The organism is Leifsonia sp. 2MCAF36 (assembly GCF_052115525.1).
Lineage (GTDB): Bacteria > Actinomycetota > Actinomycetes > Actinomycetales > Microbacteriaceae > Leifsonia.
In genome coordinates, this window is record NZ_JBFRGV010000003.1 from 220,987 (window position 1) to 242,095 (window position 21,109).

A 21,109-nucleotide genomic window follows, 5' to 3' on the forward strand; every position below is an offset into this window, starting at 1 on the left:
CAGGGGCGAATGTGACGAGCGAGCGCAGACATGACCGCAGCGGACGCGTTCACCTGCGCGTTACCGGGCAGGTGCAGGATGGGACGGGTGACGGAACAGCGCGCGAACGAGCCCGAGGTGACCTGGCTCGACCCCGACACCGCGCAGCTGCGGCAGCCGAAGTCGTCCCACTGGGAGGCACCCTTCCTGTACCTGCTGTTCGGGCGGGAGCGGTCCCTCCTCATCGACACCGGCGCCACCAGCGACGAGGAGCAGTTCGCCCTGCGGGGGACGATCGAGCGGCTGACGTCCGACTGGCTGCGCCGCAACCCGGTCGTGTTCGTGCGTCCGTATCCCCTGGTCGTGGCGCACTCGCACGCGCATGGCGACCACATCGCGGGGGACGCGCTGCTGCGCGGCCGACCCGGTACGACCGTCGTCGGGACCAGCCCGGCCGAGGTGATCGGCTACTTCGGCTTCCGCTCGTGGCCGGATGAGACGGTCGCGCTCGACCTCGGACGCCGCGTGATCGACGTGATCGGCGGCCCCGGCCACGAGCCCTCCGCCGTCGTGTTCTTCGACCGGAGGACCGGCATCCTGTTCACGGGCGACACCGTCCTGCCTGCACACCTGTACGTGCGCGACCTGCCGCAGTTCCGCGCCACGATCGAGCGCCTCATCCGGTTCCGCGACGACCCGACCGCGGCGGTCAACGAGCTGCGCGGCGCCCACATCGAGATGTCCACGAACCCCGGCGTGGCCTACCCCGCCGGGACGCTTCACCAGCCCGACGAGGCTCCGCTGCCGCTGCGTCCGCGCATCCTGGACCGCGTGCTCGCCGCCCTCGACGAGCTCACCGGCGCCCCCGGTGAGCGCGTCGTCCGCCGCCGCTTCATCGTCGTCCTCGACCGCTGACCTGCGCCCCCTCCCCCCCACCGTCGAGTCCTCACAAAGTACACGCGACACGCCGTCGGAGCGTGCACTTTGTGAGGACTCGACGGTGGGACTGCGCGGGAGGGGCGGAGCTCAGGGGGTGACGGGGGCGGGGGAGCCGGAGGTGAGGCGGACGAGTTCGTCGAAGGTGGTGGGGAAGACGGTGTGGGCGTGACCGGCGGCGGCCCAGATCTCGGGGTAGTCGGCGAGCGCCACATCCACCACCGTGCGCAGCCGCGTCGGGTGACCGAGGGGCGCAACGCCGCCGATCGTCTGGCCGGTCGCGGCCTTGACGGTGTCCGCGTCGGCCCGGCGGATGCGACCGCCGAGGTGCTCCCCCAGGAACGCGGTGTCGACGCGGTGCGCGCCCGACGTCATCACGAGCAGCGGCTCGCCGTCGAGGGTGAAGACCAGCGAGTTCGCGATCGCACCCACAGCGACGCCGAGTTCCGCAGCTGCGGCGACAGCCGTCGGTGTAGCGGTGTGGAACCAGCGCACCCGCGGCTCGACGTCGGCTGCACGCAGCGCGGCCTCCACACGCTCGACGGCGGGATGCGTCCGCTCGGCGTCCGTCATGCCAGCTCCCGCTCGGCCGACTCCACCACGTTCTGCAGCAGCAGTGCGCGCGTCATCGGGCCGACGCCGCCGGGGTTCGGCGACACCCAGGAGGCGACCTCGGCCACCTCGGGGGCCACGTCGCCCGCGACCACGCTCTTGCCGGTCACCGGGTCCTCGATGCGGCTCACTCCCACGTCCAGGACGATCGCGCCCGGCTTCACGTTCTCGGCGGTGATCAGGCCGGCGACACCGGCAGCGGCGACGATGATGTCGGCGCGCCGCAGGTGTTCTTCCAGCTGGCGGGTGCCGGTGTGCGTCAGGGTCACGGTCGCGTCGAACTCGCGGCGGGTCAACAGCGCACCGAGCGAGCGGCCGACGGTCACCCCGCGTCCGACGACCACCACATCCGCGCCCCGGATGTCGATGCCGTGACGCAGCATCAGCTCGATCAGGCCGCGCGGCGTGCACGGCAGCGGCGACGTGATCGGGCGGTTCACGTTGAGCACCAGCCGGCCGAGGTTGGTCGGGTGCAGGCCGTCCGCATCCTTCGCCGGGTCGACCAGTTCGAGGATGGCGTCCGTGTCGAGATGGCCGGGTAGCGGCAGCTGCACGATGAAGCCGGTGCAGTCCGGGTCGGCGTTGAGCTCCTCGACGACCGCCTCGAGCTCAGCCTGCGAGATGTCGGCGGGCAGGTCGCGGCGGATGGAGGCGATGCCCACCTCCGCGCAGTCGCGGTGTTTGCCCGCGACGTACCACTGCGAGCCCGGGTCGTCGCCGACGAGGATCGTCCCGAGCCCCGGCACGATCCCGCGCTCGCGCAGCGCGCTGACGCGCTCCCTGAGCTCGGCCTTGATCTCCGCGGCCGTCGCCTTCCCGTCCAGAAGCTGTGCGGTCACGCGTCTCTCCTAACGTTTCCGCCATCGAGTACACGAAAAGTGCACGTGAATCGCCGTGGCGGCGTGCACTATTCGTGTACTCGACGGATGGGCGGCGGGGTCAGATCGAGGAGGGCATCTCTACCGTGAAGGCGTCCTGGCCGGAGGGGGTCAGGCCCGGGTAGAGCGGGAAGGCGGCGGTCAGGGCGTCGACGCGGGCGCGCAGCGCGCGAGTGTCGGCACCGGGGCGCAGCGCGAGGGCGATGATGTCGGCCACCTCGGCGAACTCCGTGTCGCCGAAACCGCGGGTCGCGAGCGCGGGGGTGCCGATGCGCAGGCCCGAGGTCACCATCGGCGGGCGCGGGTCGAACGGGACGGCGTTGCGGTTCACAGTGATGCCCACCTCGTGCAGCACGTCCTCCGCCTGCTGGCCGTCGAGCTCCGAGGTGCGGAGGTCGGCGAGCACCAGGTGGACGTCGGTGCCGCCGGTGAGGACATCCACACCCGCAGCGCGCGAGTCGTCGGCGGTGAGGCGTTCGGCGAGGAGCTGGGCACCGCGGATGGTGCGCGCCTGGCGGTCCTTGAACTCCTCCGTCGCGGCGAGCTTGAAGGCGGTCGCCTTTGCGGCGATCACGTGCATGAGCGGGCCGCCCTGCTGGCCGGGGAAGACGTTGGAGTTGAGCTTCTTCGCGAGCTCGGTGTCACGGGCAACGATGAAACCGGACCGCGGTCCGCCGATCGTCTTGTGCACGGTCGAGCTGACGACGTCTGCGTGCGGGACCGGCGACGGGTGCAGACCGGCTGCTACGAGCCCCGCGAAGTGCGCCATGTCGACCCACAGCTTCGCGCCGACCTCGTCCGCGATCTCACGGAAGGCGGCGAAGTCGAGCTGACGCGGGTAGGCGGACCAGCCGGCGATGATGACCTGCGGCTTGTGCTCGAGGGCCTTGTCGCGGACGACGTTCATGTCGACGAGGAAGGACTCCGGGTCGACGCCGTACGAGACGGCGTTGTAGAGCTTGCCCGAGAAGTTGAGCTTCATACCGTGGGTGAGGTGGCCGCCGTGCGACAGCTCCAGGCCCAGGATGGTGTCGCCCGGCGTCGCGATGGCCGACAGCACGGCCGCGTTGGCCGAGGCGCCGGAGTGCGGCTGGACGTTGGCGTACTCCGCACCGAACAGTGCCTTGGCCCGGTCGATGGCGAGCTGCTCGGCGATGTCGACGTACTCGCAGCCGCCGTAGTAGCGGCGGCCGGGGTAGCCCTCCGCGTACTTGTTGGTCAGCACCGAGCCGACCGCTTCGAGCACGGCGCGCGGCACGAAGTTCTCGGAGGCGATCATCTCGAGGTAGTCGCGCTGGCGACCGAGCTCGAGCTGCAGCACCTCGGCGATCTCGGGGTCGACCTCGCTGAGCGGGGCGGTGAAAGTTGAGGGCAACGTGTCGGTCAAAACCGGCTCCTTCGTACAGGGATGGACCATCTGCGTATCGACCCAGGCGCGCGGCCGAAATCCACCCGTGTTCTCGGAGGTTGCGTGTCGCTCCCCGATGGTGACCATCTGAGCGCCAGTTGCGACGTGGGCAAGCATAGCAAAGCGGACCCGCCCTGGAACCCTTGCTGATAAGTTGCGAGCCCTGCGATACTCGCTGTGGCCGACCCCTCGTGGGGCGGGCGATGTCGGCCCATCCGCTCTTCTTGCGATTTGTGTCGCCGATGCGTCAGGAGCCATTGTGGTCGTTCCCCGCCCTGTCCGACTGGAATCCGCCGGTGACCCGTCGGTCTCCCCGCCCTTCGTCCTCTCCCCCGCGGCCCGGATCAGCGTTGCCGGAGACGGTGCGGATGCGGTGGCCCGTCTGCTGCGGGCAGAACTCGCGACGGATTGCGGCCAGGAGCCGGCCATCGTGCACGAGCCTCCCGCGTTCGGCGACATCGCGATCGTCATCGCGCCGGGTGAGGGTCCGCACGAGGACGGGTCGGACAGTGCGGAGCGCTACACACTGGAGGTGGCGGCCGAGGGCGTCCGGATCGGCGCGGTCACGCCCGCCGGAGCCTTCTGGGGCGTGCAGACGTTGCGCCAGCTGATCCCGGTGGGCTGCGACGACGCGCTGGCGATCGACGCCGTCCGGGTGCACGACCACCCGCGCTACGCCTACCGCGGGGCGATGCTGGATGTGGCACGCCACTTCTTCACGCCGGCCGAGGTGAAGCGGTTCATCGACGCGATCGCCGTGTTGAAGCTGAACCACCTGCACCTGCACCTCACGGACGACCAGGGCTGGCGCATCCACATCGAGTCGTGGCCCGAGCTGACCAGGGTGGGCGGGTCGACCGGGAGCGACGGCGGCCGCGGCGGCTTCTACACGCAGGACGAGTTCCGCGACCTCGTCGCGTATGCCGCTGAGCGGCACATCACCGTCGTGCCGGAGCTGGACATGCCCGGCCACACGAACGCCGCGCTCGCGTCGTATCCGGAGCTCGACCCGGAGGGCGTCGCGCCGGCCCTGTACACCGGGTCGGACGTCGGCTTCAGCACGCTGCAGACCGGCGACGCGACCACGGAGCGGTTCGTGCGCGACATCGTCCGGGAGGTCGCCGCCCTGACGCCCGGCCCGTACCTGCACCTCGGCGGCGACGAGTGCCTGAGCACCACGGACGCCGACTTCGTCGCGTTCGTCAGAGATGCCGCGCGCGTCGTGGTCGAGAGCGGCAAGACGCCCATCGGCTGGCACGAGGTCGGCAAGGTCGGCGACCTGCCGACCGGGACCGTCGGCCAGTACTGGGATTTCACCTCACCGCGCGGGAACGCCGCCGAGCTGGCGCGAGCCTTTGTCGGCGTCGGCGGTTCGCTGATCATGTCGCCCTCCGACGTCGCCTACCTCGACATCGTCTACGCGGACGGCGACCCGATCGGGCAGGACTGGGCCGACGGGCCGACCACGCTCCGGGACGCGTACGTCTGGGACCCCGCGCGCATCGTCCCCGGGATCGGCGACGCGCACATCCTGGGCGTGGAGGCCCCGCTCTGGACGGAGACGGTCGCGACGATCGAGGAGGCCGAGGAGATGGCGTTCCCGCGCCTCGCGGCGGTCGCCGAGGTCGGCTGGTCGGCGGCGCCGGCGGACACGGATGCGGTCGAGACCGTCCGCGATGCGACCGAGTTCGCGGCGCGCGTCGCGAGCCTGGCCGAGCACTGGGATGCGGCGGGCACGCGCTACCGTCGAGTGCCGGACGTCGCCTGGCCGGAGACCGTCGGAACCTAGCCGCTCACGGCCGCCGAGCTCACGGGTACCCGATGAACCAGAGCAGCACCAGCGCGACCGGCTGCAGTGCGATCCCCGCGAGGAGCACCACCTTCCGCGCCTTCCGATTCTGCGTCAGCCCACGCGCTCCCATCAGCGGAGACAGCGGCAGCAGGAGCCGGAAGGTGCTCTGCTGCGGCAGGAAGACGGCGAACAGGTAGAGTCCGTAGCTCACCGCGTAAGCCACCAGGTCCGTGCCGAGCGCGCGTACCGACGGCCGGGTCAGCATCCACGTGAAGGCGGCGACGATCCCGATGACGATCAGCGCACCGAGGATGCTGAGGTACCGCCAGCTGAGCAGGAACCACGGCGTCAGCGGAATGAACGCGACGTTGCCGATGAAGCCGGTCCACCACGACAGCTCGGTGCTGAGGTAGGCGTCGCCCGTTCCGGTCACCGCCGCGGCGATGATCGGCCAGGACATCCCGGCCACGGCCATCACCGCCCCCGAGACGATCATGCTGACCCGCTCGCCCGGGCGGAAGCCTTCGCCGCCGCGCCGAGCGTCCAGCGTCCGGATCAGCAGCATGATGCCCAGCGCGAGCGGAAGCGCCAGAGCTCCCGGCCGGGTGAACGCCGCCGCGACTCCGAAGGGCAGCATCAGCCAGTAGCGGCGCTGGGCCATCGCCAGGAGCGCGGCGAACATCAGCAGGAAGAAGAGGCTCTCCGCGTAGGCGATCTGCAGCACGAACGACAGCGGTCCGAAGCAGAAGAACGCGGTCGTCCAGAACGCGCTCGACACGCCGGCCCGCGCTGCGACCAGACGGAAGAGGACCAGGCTGGCTCCAGCTCCGAAGATCATCGCGACGGCGAAACCGGCCGGGTAGAACGTCATCCCGGTCACGAACATGACGCCGCGCACGATGATCGGGTACAGCGGGAGGAACGCCCAGGGGTTCTGCTGCACCGATCCGTTGCTGTCCAGCGGCAGCGACGTCGGGTACCCCTGCTCGACGATCTGGCCGTAGTACGCGGCATCCCACGAACCGGAGAACGTGAAGAACGTCGGGTCCATCGACGGGCTGGAGTACGACCAGTGGCCGATGTTCGCCGCGATGAACAGCGCAAGCATGAGCGACGTGGTGAGCAGCCGCGACACGGCGTACATCACGAGCACCGCGACCCACCACGGCACATCGCGCCCGGCGAACCGGAGCCGCCGCGGCACGGCCGAGGGGAGGTGCGTGAGCACCGACCGCCGTGTGCTCGTCGTGCCCGCTGTCATCGCCCCATCCGTCGCTCGTCCGCTGATTCGCCCCTTGGATGGTACCCGCGCACGCTGCTCGTCGTGACCGGTTGACTGTGGGCTACTTCACGCTGCCCGCCGTGAGGCCGCCGACCAGGCGCTTCTCGATGAGCGCGAAGAGGATCACCACGGGGATGACCGCGACGACCGACACCGCGAAGACGTACTGCCAGGCGGCGTCGTACTGGCCGACGAACTTGGTGAGCGCCACCGACAGCGGCTGGTTCGCATCCGTCGACAGGATCACCAGGCTGGCCGCGAACTCGTTCCAGGAGGCGACGAACGTGTAGATGATGGCGGTCACGATCCCCGGCCAGACCAGGGGCAGCTGGACACGGAAGAGCACCGTCCACTTGCCCGCGCCATCCAGCTGGGCTGCTTCGTCGACCTCCTTCGGGACGCCGGCGAAGAAGGCGTGCATGATCCAGATCGCGAATGCCAGGTTGAACGCCGCGTTCACGAGGATCATCGCCAACCAGGTGTCGTTGATGCCGAGCGCCACCATCTCTTTGAACAGGCCTGTTGCGAGCACCGTCGGCTGGAGCATCTGCGTGACGATGACGAGGAAGAGGAAGATCCCTCGCCCCGGGAACCGGAACCGCGCCGTGTAGTAGGCGGCCGGCACGCAGACGAGGATCACCAGCGCTGTGGCGAACACGGCGATCACGATCGTCGAGATCAGGTTGAACGGCAGCGGCGTCTCCGGCGTGGACCACATCGTGATGTAGTTCTCCGGATGCCACTGCGTCGGCAGGTAGGTCGGCGGGACCGCGAGGATGTTGTTCCTGCTCTTGAACGAGCCGATCAGCATGATCAGGTACGGCGCGATGAAGACCAGGGCGATGACGATCCCGGCGAGCACCTTCACGGGGGTACGCCAGGGGCGCGAGCGGCGGGAGCGGCCAGGACGGGGCGTCGGAGCGCCCCCGATCAGACTGGGGGCTGGCGCGGTCACGAGACCTCCTTCATCGGCTTCACGATCCACAGGTAGAGGCCCACCACGACCAGCACGATCAGGAAGTTGATCACGCTGAGCGCACTGGAGAGGTCGATCCGTTGCTCGTTCTGCAGCAGTTTGAACACGTAGGTGGTGGTCGTGTCCGCCTTGTAGCCGGGGATGGATCCGGTCATCAGTTTGAGGATGGGGAGCGAGTTGAACACGTTGATGATGTTGATCAGCGTCGCCAGCGCGATGGCGCCGCGCAGGTTGGGGAACGTCACGCTGAAGTAGGAGCGGGTCGCGCTCGCCCCGTCGACCTTGGCCGCCTCGAGCATGTCGCCCGGGATGCCGGCCAGGCCGGCCAGGATCGTGTAGGTCGTGAACGGCAGCGACACGAACACGGCGATGCCGATGGAGGAGATGAAGGCCGGCAGCGGCTCCTTTGTGAAACCGAACGGCTGGGCGAGCAGGTGGAGGTCGACCAGGAACTTGTTGATGATCCCGTAGTACGGGTCGAGGCCGTAGACGAAGACGGTCGTGGTCATCACGACGCTCGCGGCCCACGGGACGATGATCGCCATCCGCACCCAGCGACGGCCGGGGAAGTTGTTGTTGAGGAACTGGGCCAGCGCGAGCGAGATGACCACCGTGATCACGACGACCGAGACGACCCAGACGAGGGTGTTGACCAGGATGCCGGGAACCTCGGGACGCGAGAGCACCGTGATGTAGTTCTGCAGGCCGACAGGCCCGTGGTCGATACCCGCGAGGGAGATCTTCCGGGTGGAGTTGTAGACCATGTAGCCGGCCGGGAAGAGGACGACGCCGAAGATCAGGATGAGGGCGGGCAGGGTCCACGGGACCGCACGCAGCAGGTCCGACCCACGGCCGGGGGGCTTGGGGGACGCCCCGCGGCGGGGACGGCCGGTGGCCGCCCCCGCGCGAGTCGCTTCAGTCGTACTGGTCATCCGGGACTACTGGCCGTCGGCCTTCGCCTGGATGGACTTCAGCAGGTCTTCCGGCTTGGCGCCCTGACCCAGCTGACCGATCTGGCTCTGGATCGCGCCCTGCGCTGCGGACCAGTTCGGGTTGGTGGACGGGTAGAACTTCGCGTTCGGCAGCAGGTCGAGGAACGGCTTGATGGTCTCGTCGGAGCCCATCACGTCCGCACCGGACTTGGTGGTCGGCAGGAAGCCTTCCGCCTTGACCCACTTGGTGTAGACGTCCTTCGAGTAGAAGTAGTCGAGGAACTTCTTGATCGAGGCCGTCTTGTCGGTCTTGTTCTTGAACGCCATCAGGTGGTCTGCGACGCCCAGCGTGAACGGCGAGCCGTCCTTCGTCGGGATCGGCGCGATGCCGTACTGCAGGGACGGGTTCTTGTCCTTCAGCTGTCCGACTGTCGGCGGCAGACCCACCTGCATGCCGAGCTGGCCCTGGATGAAGACGTTCAGCAGCGGCGTGCGGTTGGTCGAACCGGGGTTCGGCTCCGTGTAGCCCTGGTTGATGATCTTCTGCATCTCGGTCGCGCCTTCGACGTTCTGCGGGCTGTCGATGGTCAGCTTCTTGGCGTCGCCGTAGCCTCCGCCCGCACCGTAGAACCAGATCGCGGTCTCGGCCTGCGCCTCTTCGCTGCCGAGCGGCATCCCGTACGGGGTGACTCCTGCGGCCTTGAGCTTGCCGGCGTCCTCCTCGAATTCGGCCCACGTCTTCGGCGGGGCCGAGATGCCGGCCTTGGAGAAGTCGTCCTTGTTGTAGAACAGACCGCGCGCCGAGGCGATGAACGGCAGACCGTACTGGGTGCCGTCGATGCTGGCGTTCTTCTTGAAGGCGTCCTGGAAGTCGTTCAGTGTGGATGCCGAGACGATGTCCTTGGCCGGGTAGAGCAGGTCGTCGGACGCGAACCCGGCGAACGCGTCGATGTTCAGGATGTCGGGCTGCTTCTGGGCCTGGATGCGCGTCTTGATGACGTTGTTGATATCGGTCCAGGATTCGACGTCGAGGTTGACCTTGATGTCGCTGTTCTTGGCCTCGAAGTCCTTGATGATCTGCTGCCACTCGGCTTTGGTGTTGTCCGAGTAGCTGGCGACCATCAGGTCGAGCGTCTGCGCGCCGCCGGACGAGCCTCCGGACCCGCCGCTGAAGCCGCAGGAGGCGAGCGTCATGGTGGCGACCGCCGCTGTTGCGACCGCCGCTCCCCACCGCAGTGACTTCTTCATTGACTTCCTCACTTCTTGAAGGGAAAACACGAACCGTCACTGCCGATGGTGCCTGCGCGACGATGCGTAGCTGTTTGATGCTTAGTGATTTGTTTCTGCTTGAAACAAGCACTTGCACTCAATGGATGATCGAAAGCATGACGCTTACGGGCCCCCGCGTCAAGGACAAAGCGAGAGATCGTTACACGGCGTTTACACCGACGCCCGGTTCCGGCCCCTTCTTTGCGAGAAACGATTGAACATGATTACTAGACATAGTGTTCGATCATCAGCAATCATTGTGAGGAACCAACCTTGCATCGACTTGCACGAACGCCGAACAGGAGCGACCAGTGACGCACGCATCCCCCGCAGGAGCCCACATGGAGGCCGAGCTGCGCTCGCAGCCCGAGACCTGGGCGACCGCTGCCGGGCTGCGGGACGAGCAGTCCCGGCTGCCCGCCGCGGGAGAGCGGATCGCGGTGGTCGGCTGCGGCACGTCGTGGTTCATGGCGCAGTCGTACGCCGCCCTGCGCGAACAGGCCGGCCACGGCGTGACGGATGCGTTCGCCGCCTCCGAAGCGCCCGTCCTCGACCGCCGATACGACGCGATCGTCGCGATCACCCGCTCCGGCACCACGACCGAAGTCCTCGAACTCCTCGACCAGCTGCGCACGGCAGGCAGCCGCGCACGCACCGTCGGCATCGTCGGCGACCCGCAGACCCCGTTGGTCGACCTGGTGGACACGGCCATCCGCCTGCCCTTCGCCGACGAGCAGTCGGTGGTGCAGACGCGCTTCGCAACGACCGCCCTCGCGCTGGTCCGCGCCTCCCTCGGCCACGACCTCTCCCCCGCGATCGACCAGGCGGCCGCTGCGATCGAGGAGGAGCTGGACGACGAACTGGTCTCCGCCGAGCAGTACGCCTTCCTCGGCGCCGGCTGGACCGTCGGCCTCGCCCACGAGGCGGCACTCAAGATGCGCGAAGCGTCCCAGTCGTGGACGGAGTCGTACCCCGCCAAGGAGTACCGGCACGGCCCGATCGCGATCGCGGCACCCGGCCGGGTCACCTGGATGCTGGGCGAGGCTCCCGCTGGACTCGCCGGCGACCTCGCTGTGACGGGAGCCCGCTTCGAGGACCGCCCGATCGACGGCATGGCCGACCTCGTCCGGGCCCAGCGCGTCGCCCTCGCCCGCGCCCGCCGGGCCGGCCTCGACCCGGACAGCCCGCGCAACCTGACCCGATCGGTGATCCTGTCCTCGTGACCCTCGACCCCGTACAGCTGCAGGCGCCGGCCGCCGCCCCGTTGGGGGGCGGCGCACCGGTGCTGGCCTTCGACGTCGGAGGAACCGACACGAAGGCTGCGCTCGTGGACGGCGAGGGCCGCCTGGTGCAGGTGGCGCGCATCCCGACGCCGCACGCGGGCACCGGCACCGGTGAAGCCGTGGTGGAGGCGATCGCCGGGCTGGCGGCGCGGTACGCCGCCGAGCATCCCGAGGTGGTGCCGCAGGCGGCAGGGCTCCTGGTTCCCGGCCACGTGGACGATGACGCCGGGATCGGCGTCTTCGCGGAGAACCTGGGCTGGCGCGACTTCCCGTTCCGTGCTCGTGCGGAGGGGGCTCTCGGCCTGCCGGTCTCCTTCAGCCACGACGTGCGCGGCGCAGGTGAGGCCGAGCACCGGCTCGGCGCCGCCGCGCCCTACCGCGATGTCGTGGTGATGGCGATCGGCACCGGGATCGCCGGTGCGATCTTCGTGGACGGCCGACTGCACTCCGGCGGCGGCATGGCCGGCGAGATGGGGCACTCCCGGGTCGCCGACGGGCCGGAGTGCGCCTGCGGAGGCGTCGGTTGCCTGGAAGCGGTCGCCTCCGCGGCCGCGATCGCCCGCCGGTACAACGCCCTCACCGGCGCCCGAGTGCCCGGAGCACGGGAGGTGCTCCAGCGGGCCGAGGAGGGCGACGCGGTCGCCCGCCAGGTCTGGGACTCGGCTGTCGACGCGCTCGCGCTCGACCTGTCGCACACGGTCGCCCTGCTCGCACCGGAAGCCATCGTCATCGGCGGCGGGCTGGCCCAGGCGGGTCAGGCGCTGTTCGGGCCGCTCGCCGAGAAGCTGGACGGCATCCTCACCTTCCACCGCCGGCCGGTGCTGCTGCCCGCGAGCATCGGCGAGAACGCGGGTGTCATCGGGGCGGCGCTGCGAGCGCGGGACCTGCTCGGCGCACCGGCGACGGCAGCGGCGGCTGCCGCGGCGGCGACGCTCCGACCGTCCGCTGCGGAGGCCGCCTCGTGATCCTCACCGTCACCCCGAATCCGGCCCTCGACCTCACCTACCGCGTCTCCGCCCTGCAGCCCGGCGAGACGCACCGCGCCGGGCCGCCCGCGGTGCGGGCCGGCGGCAAGGGGCTCAACGTCGCGCGGGTGATCGCGCAGACCGGCGGCCGGGCGTTCGCGCTGACCACGGCGGGCGGGCCCTCCGGCCTGCGCCTGGCGGACGATCTGGAGGCGTCGCGCCTACCCGCGGAGCTCATCCCGGTCGGCTCCCCCACCCGCAGCAGTGTCGCCATCGTCGACGAGGCCACCGGGGAGACGACCGTCGTCAACGAGACCGGCGGGCCGCTCACCGGCGCCGAGTGGACCGCGCTCAGGGAGGCCGTGACGCGACTCACCCTCCCGGCGACCTGCCTCGTCGGCTCGGGCAGCCTGCCGCCGGACGCGCCGGCGACGTTCTACGCGGAGTTGGTGGCTATCGCGACCGCGCACGGCGTGCCGAGCGTCGTCGACGCCGTCGGGACGGCGCTCCTGCTCGCCGCCGAGGCCGGCGCACACGTGGTGAAGCCCAACCGTCGCGAACTCGCCGAGTCGACCGGCCACGACGATCCCGTCGCCGGTGCTCGCGTGCTCCTGGACGCGGGAGCCGGGCTGGTCCTCGTCTCCCTCGGGGCGGACGGCATGCTCGCCGTGGCGCCGACCGGCGAGCCGCTGTACGCACACCTCCCGGAGCCGCTCACCGGCAACGCGACGGGCGCGGGGGACGCCGCGGTCGCCGCCGTCGCCTCCCTCCTGGCCTCCGGAACCGATGACCCCGCCGCGCTGCTCCGCCGGGCCACCGCCTGGTCCGGCTCGGCCGTCCTCGCACCCCTCGCCGGCGAGCTCCACCCCTCCTACCCGGAGCTCGAGGCGCGCCTCGTGACCGGCTGACACCGACCCCCGCCCACTCCGGAGCCACCATGCCTCTCGTCCCCACCTCCGACCTGCTGCACACCGCTGTCGCCCACCGGACCGGTCTCGCAGCGTTCAACGTCATCCAGCTGGAGACGGCGGAGGCTCTGGTCACCGCCGCCGAGCAGACCGGTCTCCCGGTCATCCTGCAGATCTCGCAGAACTGCGTGACCTATCACGGCTCGCTGGAGCCCATCGCCGCCGCGACCCTCGCCCTCGCTCGGGAATCCTCCGCGCACGTCGCCGTGCACCTCGATCACGCGGAGGACGAGCACCTGGCCCGTCGTGCGGTCGAGGCGGGCCTGGGGTCCGTCATGTTCGACGGGTCCACGCTCGATTACGAGCGCAACGTCGCCGCCACCATCCGGGTCGTCGAGTACGCCCACGCGAACGACGTGCTGGTGGAGGCGGAGCTCGGCGAGATCGGCGGAAAGGACGGCGCCCACGCCCCCGGAGTTCGCACCGACCCCGCCGAGGCGCGTCGCTTCGTGAAGGAGACCGGCGTCGACGCGCTCGCCGTGGCGGTCGGCAGCTCGCACGCCATGACCGAGCGCACGGCCGCGCTCGATCTCGACCTCATCGCGCAACTGCGACACGCCGTACCCGTTCCGCTCGTACTGCACGGGTCCAGCGGGGTCGCGGATGAGACCATCGAGCAAGCCATCAGCGCCGGCATCACCAAGGTCAACGTCTCCACCCACCTCAACCGCTTCTTCACGAACGCGATCCGCGGATACCTCGCCACGCATCCCGACGTCGTGGACCCGCGGAAGTACGTGGGCGTTGGACGGTCCGCGGTGACCGCGGAGGCGGCGCGACTGATGACCCTGTTCGACGTGGCGAGCCGCGGCGGCACAGGCGGAACGGAGACGGAACACCGATGAACAGAGCCGAGCGGCTGAACGCCGTCCTCGACCTCCTCGCCGAGGCCGGCCAGGTCGAGGTGGACGACATCGTCGCCAAGCTGGATGTCTCCGCGGCCACTGCGCGCCGGGACCTGGATGCACTGGCGTCGCAGCAACTCCTCACCCGCACGCGCGGCGGGGCGATCGGCCAGTCCGTCGCCTATGACCTGCCGATCCGGTACAAGCGCGAGCAGCACGCCCCCGAGAAGCTACGGATCGCACAGGCGGCGAGCGCCCTCGTCCCGCGCGGCGCCGTCGTCGGACTGTGCGGGGGGACCACGAGCACGGCCGTCGCGACGGTGCTCGGATCGCGGCCCGACCTGATGGAGCCGTCGCCGCATCCCAGCCTCACCGTCGTCACCAACGCCATCAACATCGCCGCCCAGCTGGTCATGCGCCCGCAGATCAAGACCGTGGTCACCGGAGGTGTCGTGCACGCGCGCTCGTACGAGCTGGTCGGCCCGTACAGCGACGTGGTGCTGGAGAAGATCACGATGGACATCGCGTTCATCGGCGTCAACGGCATCGACCCGCTGGTCGGCGCGACCGTGCACGACGAGGGCGAGGCGAGCGTCAACTCGCTGATGGCACGCCGGGCCACGCGTGCCGTCGTCGTCGCCGACTCCTCCAAGATCGGCCGGAAGGCGTTCGCCACCCTCGGCGGCCCGAAGCTGCTCACCACGCTGATCACCGACGAGGGCATCACCGCCGACCAGCGGGCCGCCTTCGTCGATCAGGGGTTCGAGGTGATCGTCGCGTGAGCGGCGACCACCTCATCCACTCGGCGCGGCTGGTCGACGGCGGGCACGTCGTCGAGGACGGCTGGGTGCGGTTCGCGGACGGGGTGGTCGCGGAGGTCGGCGCCGGGTCCTCGTGGCGGTCGTCGTGGCGGTCACGGCCCGCTGGGGCGGCGACGGATGCGGCGGGCGCGTGGCTGACGCCCGGGTTCGTCGACCTCCACGTGCACGGCGGCGGCGGCGCGAGCTTCGACGACGGCGCGGAGGCGATCTCGCGGGCACTGGACCTGCACCGGCGGCACGGGACGACGCGTTCGGTGATCTCGCTCGTCACCGCGCCCGTCCCCGAGCTCGCCCGACGGCTGCGGGAGGTGGCCGCCCTGACCGCGGCCGACCCGCGCATCCTGGGCGCGCACCTGGAGGGGCCGTTCCTCGACGTGGGCCACAAGGGTTCGCACGACCCGTCGCTGCTCCGACCGGCCACGCCCGCAGACATCGACGTGTTGCTGGCGGCGGCGGACGGCACTCTGCGTCAGATCACCATCGCCCCGGAACTGCCGGGTGGGATGGACGCGGTCCGCGCCTTCTCTGCGGCCGGCGTGGCGGTGGCGGTGGGGCACACGGGAGCGGACTACGACCGGGCGCTCGCGGCCTTCGACGCCGGGGCGAGCATCCTGACCCACGCCTTCAACGCGATGCCGGGGCTGCACCACCGCGCGCCGGGACCGGTCGCCGCCGCCGCGCGGACGCCCGGCGTCACGCTCGAGATCATCAACGACGGCGTGCACGTGCACCCGGAGGTCGTGCGGATGGCATTCGCCGCGGCATCGGGGCGGGTAGCCCTGGTCACCGACGCGATGGCGGCTGCCGGCGCGGCCGACGGCGACTACCTGCTGGGCTCCCTCAAGGTGGAGGTCCGTGGCGGCGTCGCCCGCCTCGCTGGCGGGGGCTCGATCGCCGGCTCGACCCTCACGCTCGACGACGCGCTCCGCCGCGCGGTGCAGGAGGTCGGCCTCCCCGTCGCCGAGGCTGTCCGTGCGCTCACCGAGACGCCCGCCGCCGCTGTCGGCCGCGGCGGCGACCTCGGGCGGCTGCAGCCCGGGTACGCCGCCGACGCGGTGCTGCTGGACGACGACTTCCGGGTGCAGCAGGTGTGGTGCGACGGAGAGCCGGTGCTCTGAGGCGGGTTTGCCGTCATAAAACGCGATGAGCGACGTCTTAATCGTCGGGACCCCTTACACGGTCCCGGAAACCACGATTGGAACCGCGCATCATGTCTCCCCAGACGAAGCTCGTCATCCCCGCCGTCCTCCTTGCGTCCCTCGGCGTCGGCGCTGCTCTCTTCGCTCACAAGGGAAACCCCAGCACCACAGCGAACGGGAATACGAGCCCGGTCCCTGCTCGTGCGCGGAACCGGGCTCGCCTCTTCACGGAGCCGAAACGGTGACTGTGTCTTCACGCCCTGCGGTACGGCGCATCCGCCGGATCACCGCGCTGCTTCTGCTCACCACGCTGGCAGTCGGCGCAGCGATCCTCGCGCCCGATCGCACGCCCGCGCGCATCGATGCGTCGCACAGCGCGATCAGTCAGGACGGCCTGGCGGATCCCGACTACGACATCGACGACAACCTTCGAGGGATCGCCGGCCTCAGCCCGCGAGAGGTTGCGAAGCAGTGGGCGTCCGCCACCGCGGCCGAGAAGACGGCTAACGCCGCCGCCCTTCCCCTATCCGTCGGCAATCTCAACGGAATCCCTTACAAGCTCCGGGATTCGCTCAATCGCCGCGCGCTGCTCGTCCGCATCAAGAAAGTGCGCGATCGACTCCGATCCTTCCCTGAGGATGAGGCGGCCAAGACATCCCTCAGCGCCTACCAGGCGATCACCAAAGCCCTCAAGCCGACGAAACCACGGCGCATGCTCATCGAGCTCACCGGCGACGTCATGCCGCTGGCCGCGATCAGCGTCGGAAACCTCGACACCGCCCGGCAGGCCACCTGGCTCGTTCCGGGAATGGGCACGTACAGCACCGACATGCCGCTCTGGTCCCTCGCCGCCCAGAACCTTTATGACGCGCAAGGCTCGGTCGGCGCGCCGAAGAGGCGGACGGTCGTCGCCTGGATGGGCTACGTCCCACCCCCGCCGCCCCCCAGCATCGAGGCATCGCGCGGCGACTACGCCGAACAGGGCGCGCCGCACCTCATCCGTGATCTGGAAGGGTTCCGGGCCGCCCGCAGCGCCGACATCGGTGACATCCGGGTCAACGTGGTGGCGCACTCCTACGGCACGACCGTCACCGCGGACGCGCTGGCCAACGAACCCCTCGACATCGACTCGGTCGTGATGCTCGGGTCGGCGGGGATCGAGAACACGGTGGGCTCAGCCGGGGCGCTGCACGCGCGCGAGGTTTACGCGGCGGAGTCCACGAAGGATCCGCAGGCTGTGCTCGGCCGTTTCTCACGGTTCGACCCCCGATCGCCGGCGTTCGGCGCGGCGGTCTTCTCCGTCGAGGGCGACCAGGAGCACAGCCTCACCGGCGTCACCGGGCACGCGCCCATCCTTCACTCCGCATGGAACGACGACGTGTCGTCGTCGCTGTGGCAGAAGATCACCGACATCAGCGAGCGCATCGACCGCTTCTTGGAGCACAAGGCCGCCTTCGGCTACCTGGACCGGGGAACGGAATCGCTGGCCAACACCGCCTCCGCGACGACCGCCCACCCCACGCGGGCCGTCAGCGTGCCGAGCGCGCCCAGCCGCAAGCCGTCTCGTCCGAAGGCGGAGTGACGGAAGCGGTCGCAGGACGCGTCTTCCGGCGTCAGGCGGCGGCGACCTCGGCGCGTGACCGCGTCATCCGCCCCACCACCACGACGAGCAGGAGCGAGACGACCAGCAGCCCGACGTAGCACCAGGGCAGCAACATCAGGCCGCCCGCGGCGAAGATCAGCGAGCCGACGAGCGCTCCCCCACCGATACCGATGTTGAAGGAGGTCGTGTACAGGGCGCTCGCCGTGTCACGGAATGCCGCGGACGACGTGTGGAGCAGGCGCGTCTGCAGCAGCGGCGGGAGCGCCCCGAAGGCGAGGCCCCACAGCAGGAACGCGATCAGGGCCGGGATGGGCTGGGCCGCGAGCACCGCCAGCGCGGCGACGGCCGCACCCGTCACCAGCAGCGCGAGGATCAGCCCGAGCTGCGGCCTCGGGCCGAACACGGAGCCGGCCAGCAGCAGACCGCCCGCACCGGCGATGCCGTAGACGAACAGCAGCGCACCGACGTTGCCCGACGGGATGCCCATCGGCCCCGTCAAAAACGGGACCACGAACGTGTAGAAGGCGTAGTGGCCGACCATCGTGACCGCCGAGATCAGGCAGACCATCACGACGGCCGGGATGGTGCGGTCGCGCTGCCTCGGAGCCGAACGGTCGCGCCGCCGCCCGCCGACCGCATCCGACTCCCGCTCCACCGCGGGCAGCAGCTTCCAGACCACGACGGCGCCGACCACCATGAGACCAGCGAGCAACCCGAACGAGAGCCGCCAGCCGAACAGGTGGCCGGCGAACGTGCCGAGGGGCACCCCGAGAACGAAGGCCAGCGTGCCGCCGCCCAGGGTGATGGAGACGGCGCGGCCGATCTGCTCCTTGGGCACCAGGTGCCCGGCGTACGCCCCGACGATCGACCAGAACATCCCGTGCGCGATACCGCCGAGGATGCGGGAGCCGACCACGAACTCGTAGGTCGGTGCGATCGCGGTCAACGCGTTCGAGATCCCGAGGACGATGAGGATGCCGATCAGCAGGCCGTGCCGCGGCCACCGCTTGGTCAGCGCCGTCAGCGGGGTGCTGGTGACCACGACAGTGAACGCGAAAACGGTGACGAGCAACCCGATCTGGGCCTCGCTCACCCCGAGCGAGGCACTCATGTCCGGCAGCAGCCCGGTCGGGATCATCTCGCTGGTGACGGAGAGGAAGGTGGCGGCGGCGAGGGCGATCAGCCCTGTCCACGGGAATTTCGGTGCAACGGGCACCGGGGTCGTCGAAGTGGTAGTCATGCGGGTCTGTCCAACGGACGGCGTTCCCCAGCCATTCCGCCGCGACGAACGGCGACCGAAGATTCGGAGGGAATGGCGGGTCGACTACGCGCTGATGTGCGCGCCCAGGGCCGCGCGGGAACCGCCGACCATCACCGATTCTACCGGAGGGCGTCCTGGATGGAAGCGCTGTCCGTGATCTCGATGAGCGGTGCGTACAGCGCCATGGCATCGAGCGCACGCTGGTGGTCGGCGTCGGACAGCCCCGCGCACGCGTCGGCGGCGACCCGGATGCGCACCCCGGCATCGGCCGCGCCGAGCGCCGTGCTCAGTACGCAGCAGTCGGTGGAGACGCCGGCGAGCACCACATCCTGAGATCCCAGCAGGGCAGCGCGCAGGTCCGGTCCCCACTTGCCGAAGGTCGGCTCGCTGACCACGGCGTGCCCGGTGTCGCGGAACGCGAGCACCAGGTCGTAGATCGGATCGTCCTCCGGGACCAGCGCGAACGGCCACTGCTCGTAGTACGGCACCCAGGCGCCCTCCGGCCGCTCCGGCGCCACGAACCGCGTGAAGACGACGCGCTCGCCGAACGCCGGGACCATCCCCGCGATCGCCGCCTCCGCCTCCGCGAACCGCGGGGTGAACCACGGGCTGGAGGGGGCGCCGAACACCTGCTGCATGTCGATCACCACGAGGGTCGGCCCCGCGTCGGTCACCGCTCCTCCTGGCGTCGCACCGCGCCGCGCGAGAACAGCAGCGTGCCCAGGTAGCCGATCACCAGCGCGACGAGCACGCCCAGGTTCGCGAACGCCCAGTCGCCCTTCGTCCCGCCGATCGGGCCCAGCAGATAGCCCTGCCAGCTGAGCCACTGCGCGGACCCGTTGGTGACCAGCCCCCAGCCGATCGCCGTGCCGATGACGATGAGGGCGATCGGCAGCCAGCGCACCGCGCCGTAGCGTCCGCGCCGGTCGTACAGCTCGGCCTCAGCGTAGTCGCGGCGCCGCAGCTGGATGTCGGCGATGAAGATGCCGCACCAGGCGGCGATCGGAACCCCGAGGGTGATGAGGAAGCCCTGGAACGGGCCGAGGAAGTCGGTGGCGAAGAACACCACGTAGATGGCACCGAGGGTCATGATGACCCCGTCGATGCCGGCGGCGACGTACCGGGGGACGCGGACCCCGACGCTGAGCAGGGCGAGTCCGGACGAGTAGATGTCGAGCACGGCGCCGCCGACCAGCCCGAGGACGGCGACGATCACGAACGGCACCAGGAACCAGGTCGGCAGCAGCGAGGCGAGCGCGCCGATCGGGTCGGCGGCGATCGCGTCGCTCAGCTTGGTCGACGACCCCGCCAGCAGCACACCGAAGATCAGCAGGATGACAGGAGCCAGCGACGAGCCGAAGGTCGTCCAGCCGACCACGCCGCCGCTGCGGGCCGACCGCGGCAGGTAGCGCGAGTAGTCCGCCGCCGCATTCACCCAGCCGAGGCCGAACCCGGTCAGCATGAACACGAAGCCGCCGATCACGTGCGGGGCGTCGCCTGCCGGAAGGGCTGCGACCGCGCCGAGGTCGATGTGGTTCAGAACGAGGAGGATGTAGACCACCGTCAGCACGCCGGTCACGATCGTGATGATCATCTGCATCCGCATGATGAGGTGGAAGCCGATGACGCCGCCGACGATTACCAGGGCGACCACCACGATGAGCGCGACCAGCTTGGTCACCACGCCGCCCTCCCAGCCCAGCTGCTGGAAGACCGTGGCGGTGGCGAGAGCCGCAAGGGACACGAGGACCGTCTCCCAGCCGACCGTCAGCAGCCAGGAGAGGAACGACGGAACGCGGTTCCCCTCCACTCCGAACACCGCGCGGCTGAGCACCATGGTGGGCGCTGAGCCGCGCTTGCCGGCGAGCGCGATCACCCCGCAGAGCAGGAACGACGCGACGATTCCCACCACGCCCACGATCGTGGCCTGCCAGAACGAGATCCCGAACCCGAGCAGGAAGGAGCCGTAGCTGAGGCCGAACACCGAAACGTTCGCGCCGAACCACGGCCAGAACAGGTCGCGCGGCCGTCCCCGACGCTCGTCCTCCTGGATGGTGTTGAGGCCATTGAGCTCGACATTGAAGGCGGACGCCGCGCCAGAGCGGGTGTCGGGCGTGTCCTCACCGGTGCTGGTCATGCACCGATCGTCGTGCACCCGCG

The 21,109-nt window shown here is 70.0% G+C and carries 19 protein-coding genes and 1 riboswitch; of the genes, 9 read left to right on the forward strand and 10 right to left on the reverse strand.

The annotated features are described in order from the left end of the window. The first annotated feature begins 87 nt into the window (after positions 1-87). Positions 88-894 carry an MBL fold metallo-hydrolase gene (locus AB4079_RS06390; RefSeq protein WP_441786455.1) on the forward strand — a complete coding sequence of 269 codons (807 nt, stop codon included), beginning with the start codon at positions 88-90 and terminating at the stop codon, positions 892-894. Positions 895-1,005: 111 nt separating this feature from the next. Here the strand turns inward: AB4079_RS06390 and AB4079_RS06395 are convergent, their stop codons facing one another. The 3 genes from AB4079_RS06395 to glyA form a co-directional block, all read right to left on the reverse strand. Next, positions 1,006-1,488: a YbaK/EbsC family protein gene (locus AB4079_RS06395; protein WP_441786456.1), complete on the reverse strand. Its 483-nt coding sequence runs from the start codon at positions 1,486-1,488 to the stop codon at positions 1,006-1,008. After that, the gene (locus tag AB4079_RS06400) at positions 1,485-2,366 is read right to left on the reverse strand and encodes a bifunctional methylenetetrahydrofolate dehydrogenase/methenyltetrahydrofolate cyclohydrolase (protein WP_441786457.1); all 882 of its coding nucleotides are present in this window, start codon (positions 2,364-2,366) and stop codon (positions 1,485-1,487) included. Before AB4079_RS06400 ends, AB4079_RS06395 begins: the two co-directional genes overlap by 4 nt. Positions 2,367-2,466: 100 nt before the next feature. Then, a complete protein-coding gene (gene glyA / locus AB4079_RS06405) occupies positions 2,467-3,792 on the reverse strand; it encodes a serine hydroxymethyltransferase (protein WP_441786458.1) in 1,326 nt (441 codons plus the stop codon). Positions 3,793-3,825: 33 nt separating this feature from the next. After that, a riboswitch (ZMP/ZTP riboswitch) is annotated at positions 3,826-3,925 on the reverse strand. 147 nt (positions 3,926-4,072) lie between these two features. Between glyA and AB4079_RS06410 the strand changes: the two genes are divergently transcribed. Beyond that, on the forward strand, positions 4,073-5,602 hold the full coding sequence (locus tag AB4079_RS06410; RefSeq protein WP_441786459.1) for a family 20 glycosylhydrolase: 1,530 nt from the start codon (positions 4,073-4,075) through the stop codon (positions 5,600-5,602). A 19-nt stretch (positions 5,603-5,621) separates the two neighbouring features. On the opposite strand, the gene AB4079_RS06415 is transcribed toward AB4079_RS06410, so the two are convergent. The 4 genes from AB4079_RS06415 to AB4079_RS06430 all read right to left on the reverse strand — a co-directional run bounded on the left by AB4079_RS06415 (position 5,622) and on the right by AB4079_RS06430 (position 10,043). Further along, positions 5,622-6,866, reverse strand: a complete 1,245-nt coding sequence (locus AB4079_RS06415; protein WP_441786460.1) for a hypothetical protein — start codon at positions 6,864-6,866, stop codon at positions 5,622-5,624. Between the two features lie 82 nt (positions 6,867-6,948). Then, positions 6,949-7,842 (reverse strand): carbohydrate ABC transporter permease, encoded by an 894-nt coding sequence (locus AB4079_RS06420; RefSeq protein WP_441786461.1) that lies wholly within the window; start codon positions 7,840-7,842, stop codon positions 6,949-6,951. Beyond that, positions 7,839-8,795: a carbohydrate ABC transporter permease gene (locus AB4079_RS06425; protein ID WP_441786462.1), complete on the reverse strand. Its 957-nt coding sequence runs from the start codon at positions 8,793-8,795 to the stop codon at positions 7,839-7,841. The genes AB4079_RS06420 and AB4079_RS06425 overlap by 4 nt, the downstream gene beginning before the upstream one ends. A 6-nt stretch (positions 8,796-8,801) precedes the next feature. After that, positions 8,802-10,043, reverse strand: a complete 1,242-nt coding sequence (locus AB4079_RS06430; RefSeq protein ID WP_441786463.1) for an extracellular solute-binding protein — start codon at positions 10,041-10,043, stop codon at positions 8,802-8,804. A gap of 362 nt (positions 10,044-10,405) precedes the next feature. On the opposite strand from AB4079_RS06430, the gene AB4079_RS06435 reads away from it, so the two are divergent. The 7 genes from AB4079_RS06435 to AB4079_RS06465 all read left to right on the forward strand — a co-directional run bounded on the left by AB4079_RS06435 (position 10,406) and on the right by AB4079_RS06465 (position 17,667). Then, positions 10,406-11,287 carry an SIS domain-containing protein gene (locus AB4079_RS06435; protein ID WP_441786602.1) on the forward strand — a complete coding sequence of 294 codons (882 nt, stop codon included), beginning with the start codon at positions 10,406-10,408 and terminating at the stop codon, positions 11,285-11,287. Beyond that, positions 11,284-12,312 carry an ROK family protein gene (locus AB4079_RS06440; protein WP_441786464.1) on the forward strand — a complete coding sequence of 343 codons (1,029 nt, stop codon included), beginning with the start codon at positions 11,284-11,286 and terminating at the stop codon, positions 12,310-12,312. The genes AB4079_RS06435 and AB4079_RS06440 overlap by 4 nt, the downstream gene beginning before the upstream one ends. Further along, positions 12,309-13,220 (forward strand): 1-phosphofructokinase family hexose kinase, encoded by a 912-nt coding sequence (locus AB4079_RS06445; RefSeq protein ID WP_441786465.1) that lies wholly within the window; start codon positions 12,309-12,311, stop codon positions 13,218-13,220. The genes AB4079_RS06440 and AB4079_RS06445 overlap by 4 nt, the downstream gene beginning before the upstream one ends. Before the next feature lie 29 nt (positions 13,221-13,249). Continuing rightward, complete coding sequence (locus AB4079_RS06450; protein ID WP_441786466.1) at positions 13,250-14,125, forward strand: class II fructose-bisphosphate aldolase; 876 nt, start codon at positions 13,250-13,252, stop codon at positions 14,123-14,125. Next, positions 14,122-14,907 (forward strand): DeoR/GlpR family DNA-binding transcription regulator, encoded by a 786-nt coding sequence (locus AB4079_RS06455; protein WP_441786467.1) that lies wholly within the window; start codon positions 14,122-14,124, stop codon positions 14,905-14,907. Before AB4079_RS06450 ends, AB4079_RS06455 begins: the two co-directional genes overlap by 4 nt. After that, positions 14,904-16,064 (forward strand): N-acetylglucosamine-6-phosphate deacetylase, encoded by a 1,161-nt coding sequence (gene nagA, locus AB4079_RS06460; RefSeq protein ID WP_441786468.1) that lies wholly within the window; start codon positions 14,904-14,906, stop codon positions 16,062-16,064. Before AB4079_RS06455 ends, nagA begins: the two co-directional genes overlap by 4 nt. A gap of 268 nt (positions 16,065-16,332) precedes the next feature. Further along, entirely contained in the window at positions 16,333-17,667 is a 1,335-nt protein-coding gene (locus AB4079_RS06465) for an alpha/beta hydrolase (protein ID WP_441786469.1), read from the forward strand. Positions 17,668-17,698: 31 nt separating this feature from the next. Here AB4079_RS06465 and AB4079_RS06470 read toward each other — a convergent pair whose 3' ends face one another. From AB4079_RS06470 to AB4079_RS06480, 3 genes are all read right to left on the reverse strand, one after another. Further along, positions 17,699-18,928 (reverse strand): MFS transporter, encoded by a 1,230-nt coding sequence (locus tag AB4079_RS06470; RefSeq protein ID WP_441786470.1) that lies wholly within the window; start codon positions 18,926-18,928, stop codon positions 17,699-17,701. Positions 18,929-19,068: 140 nt separating this feature from the next. After that, positions 19,069-19,623, reverse strand: coding sequence for a cysteine hydrolase family protein (locus AB4079_RS06475; protein WP_441786471.1), 555 nt, complete (start codon positions 19,621-19,623; stop codon positions 19,069-19,071). Further along, a complete protein-coding gene (locus AB4079_RS06480) occupies positions 19,620-21,086 on the reverse strand; it encodes a purine-cytosine permease family protein (RefSeq protein ID WP_441786472.1) in 1,467 nt (488 codons plus the stop codon). The genes AB4079_RS06475 and AB4079_RS06480 overlap by 4 nt, the downstream gene beginning before the upstream one ends. Positions 21,087-21,109 lie beyond the last annotated feature (23 nt).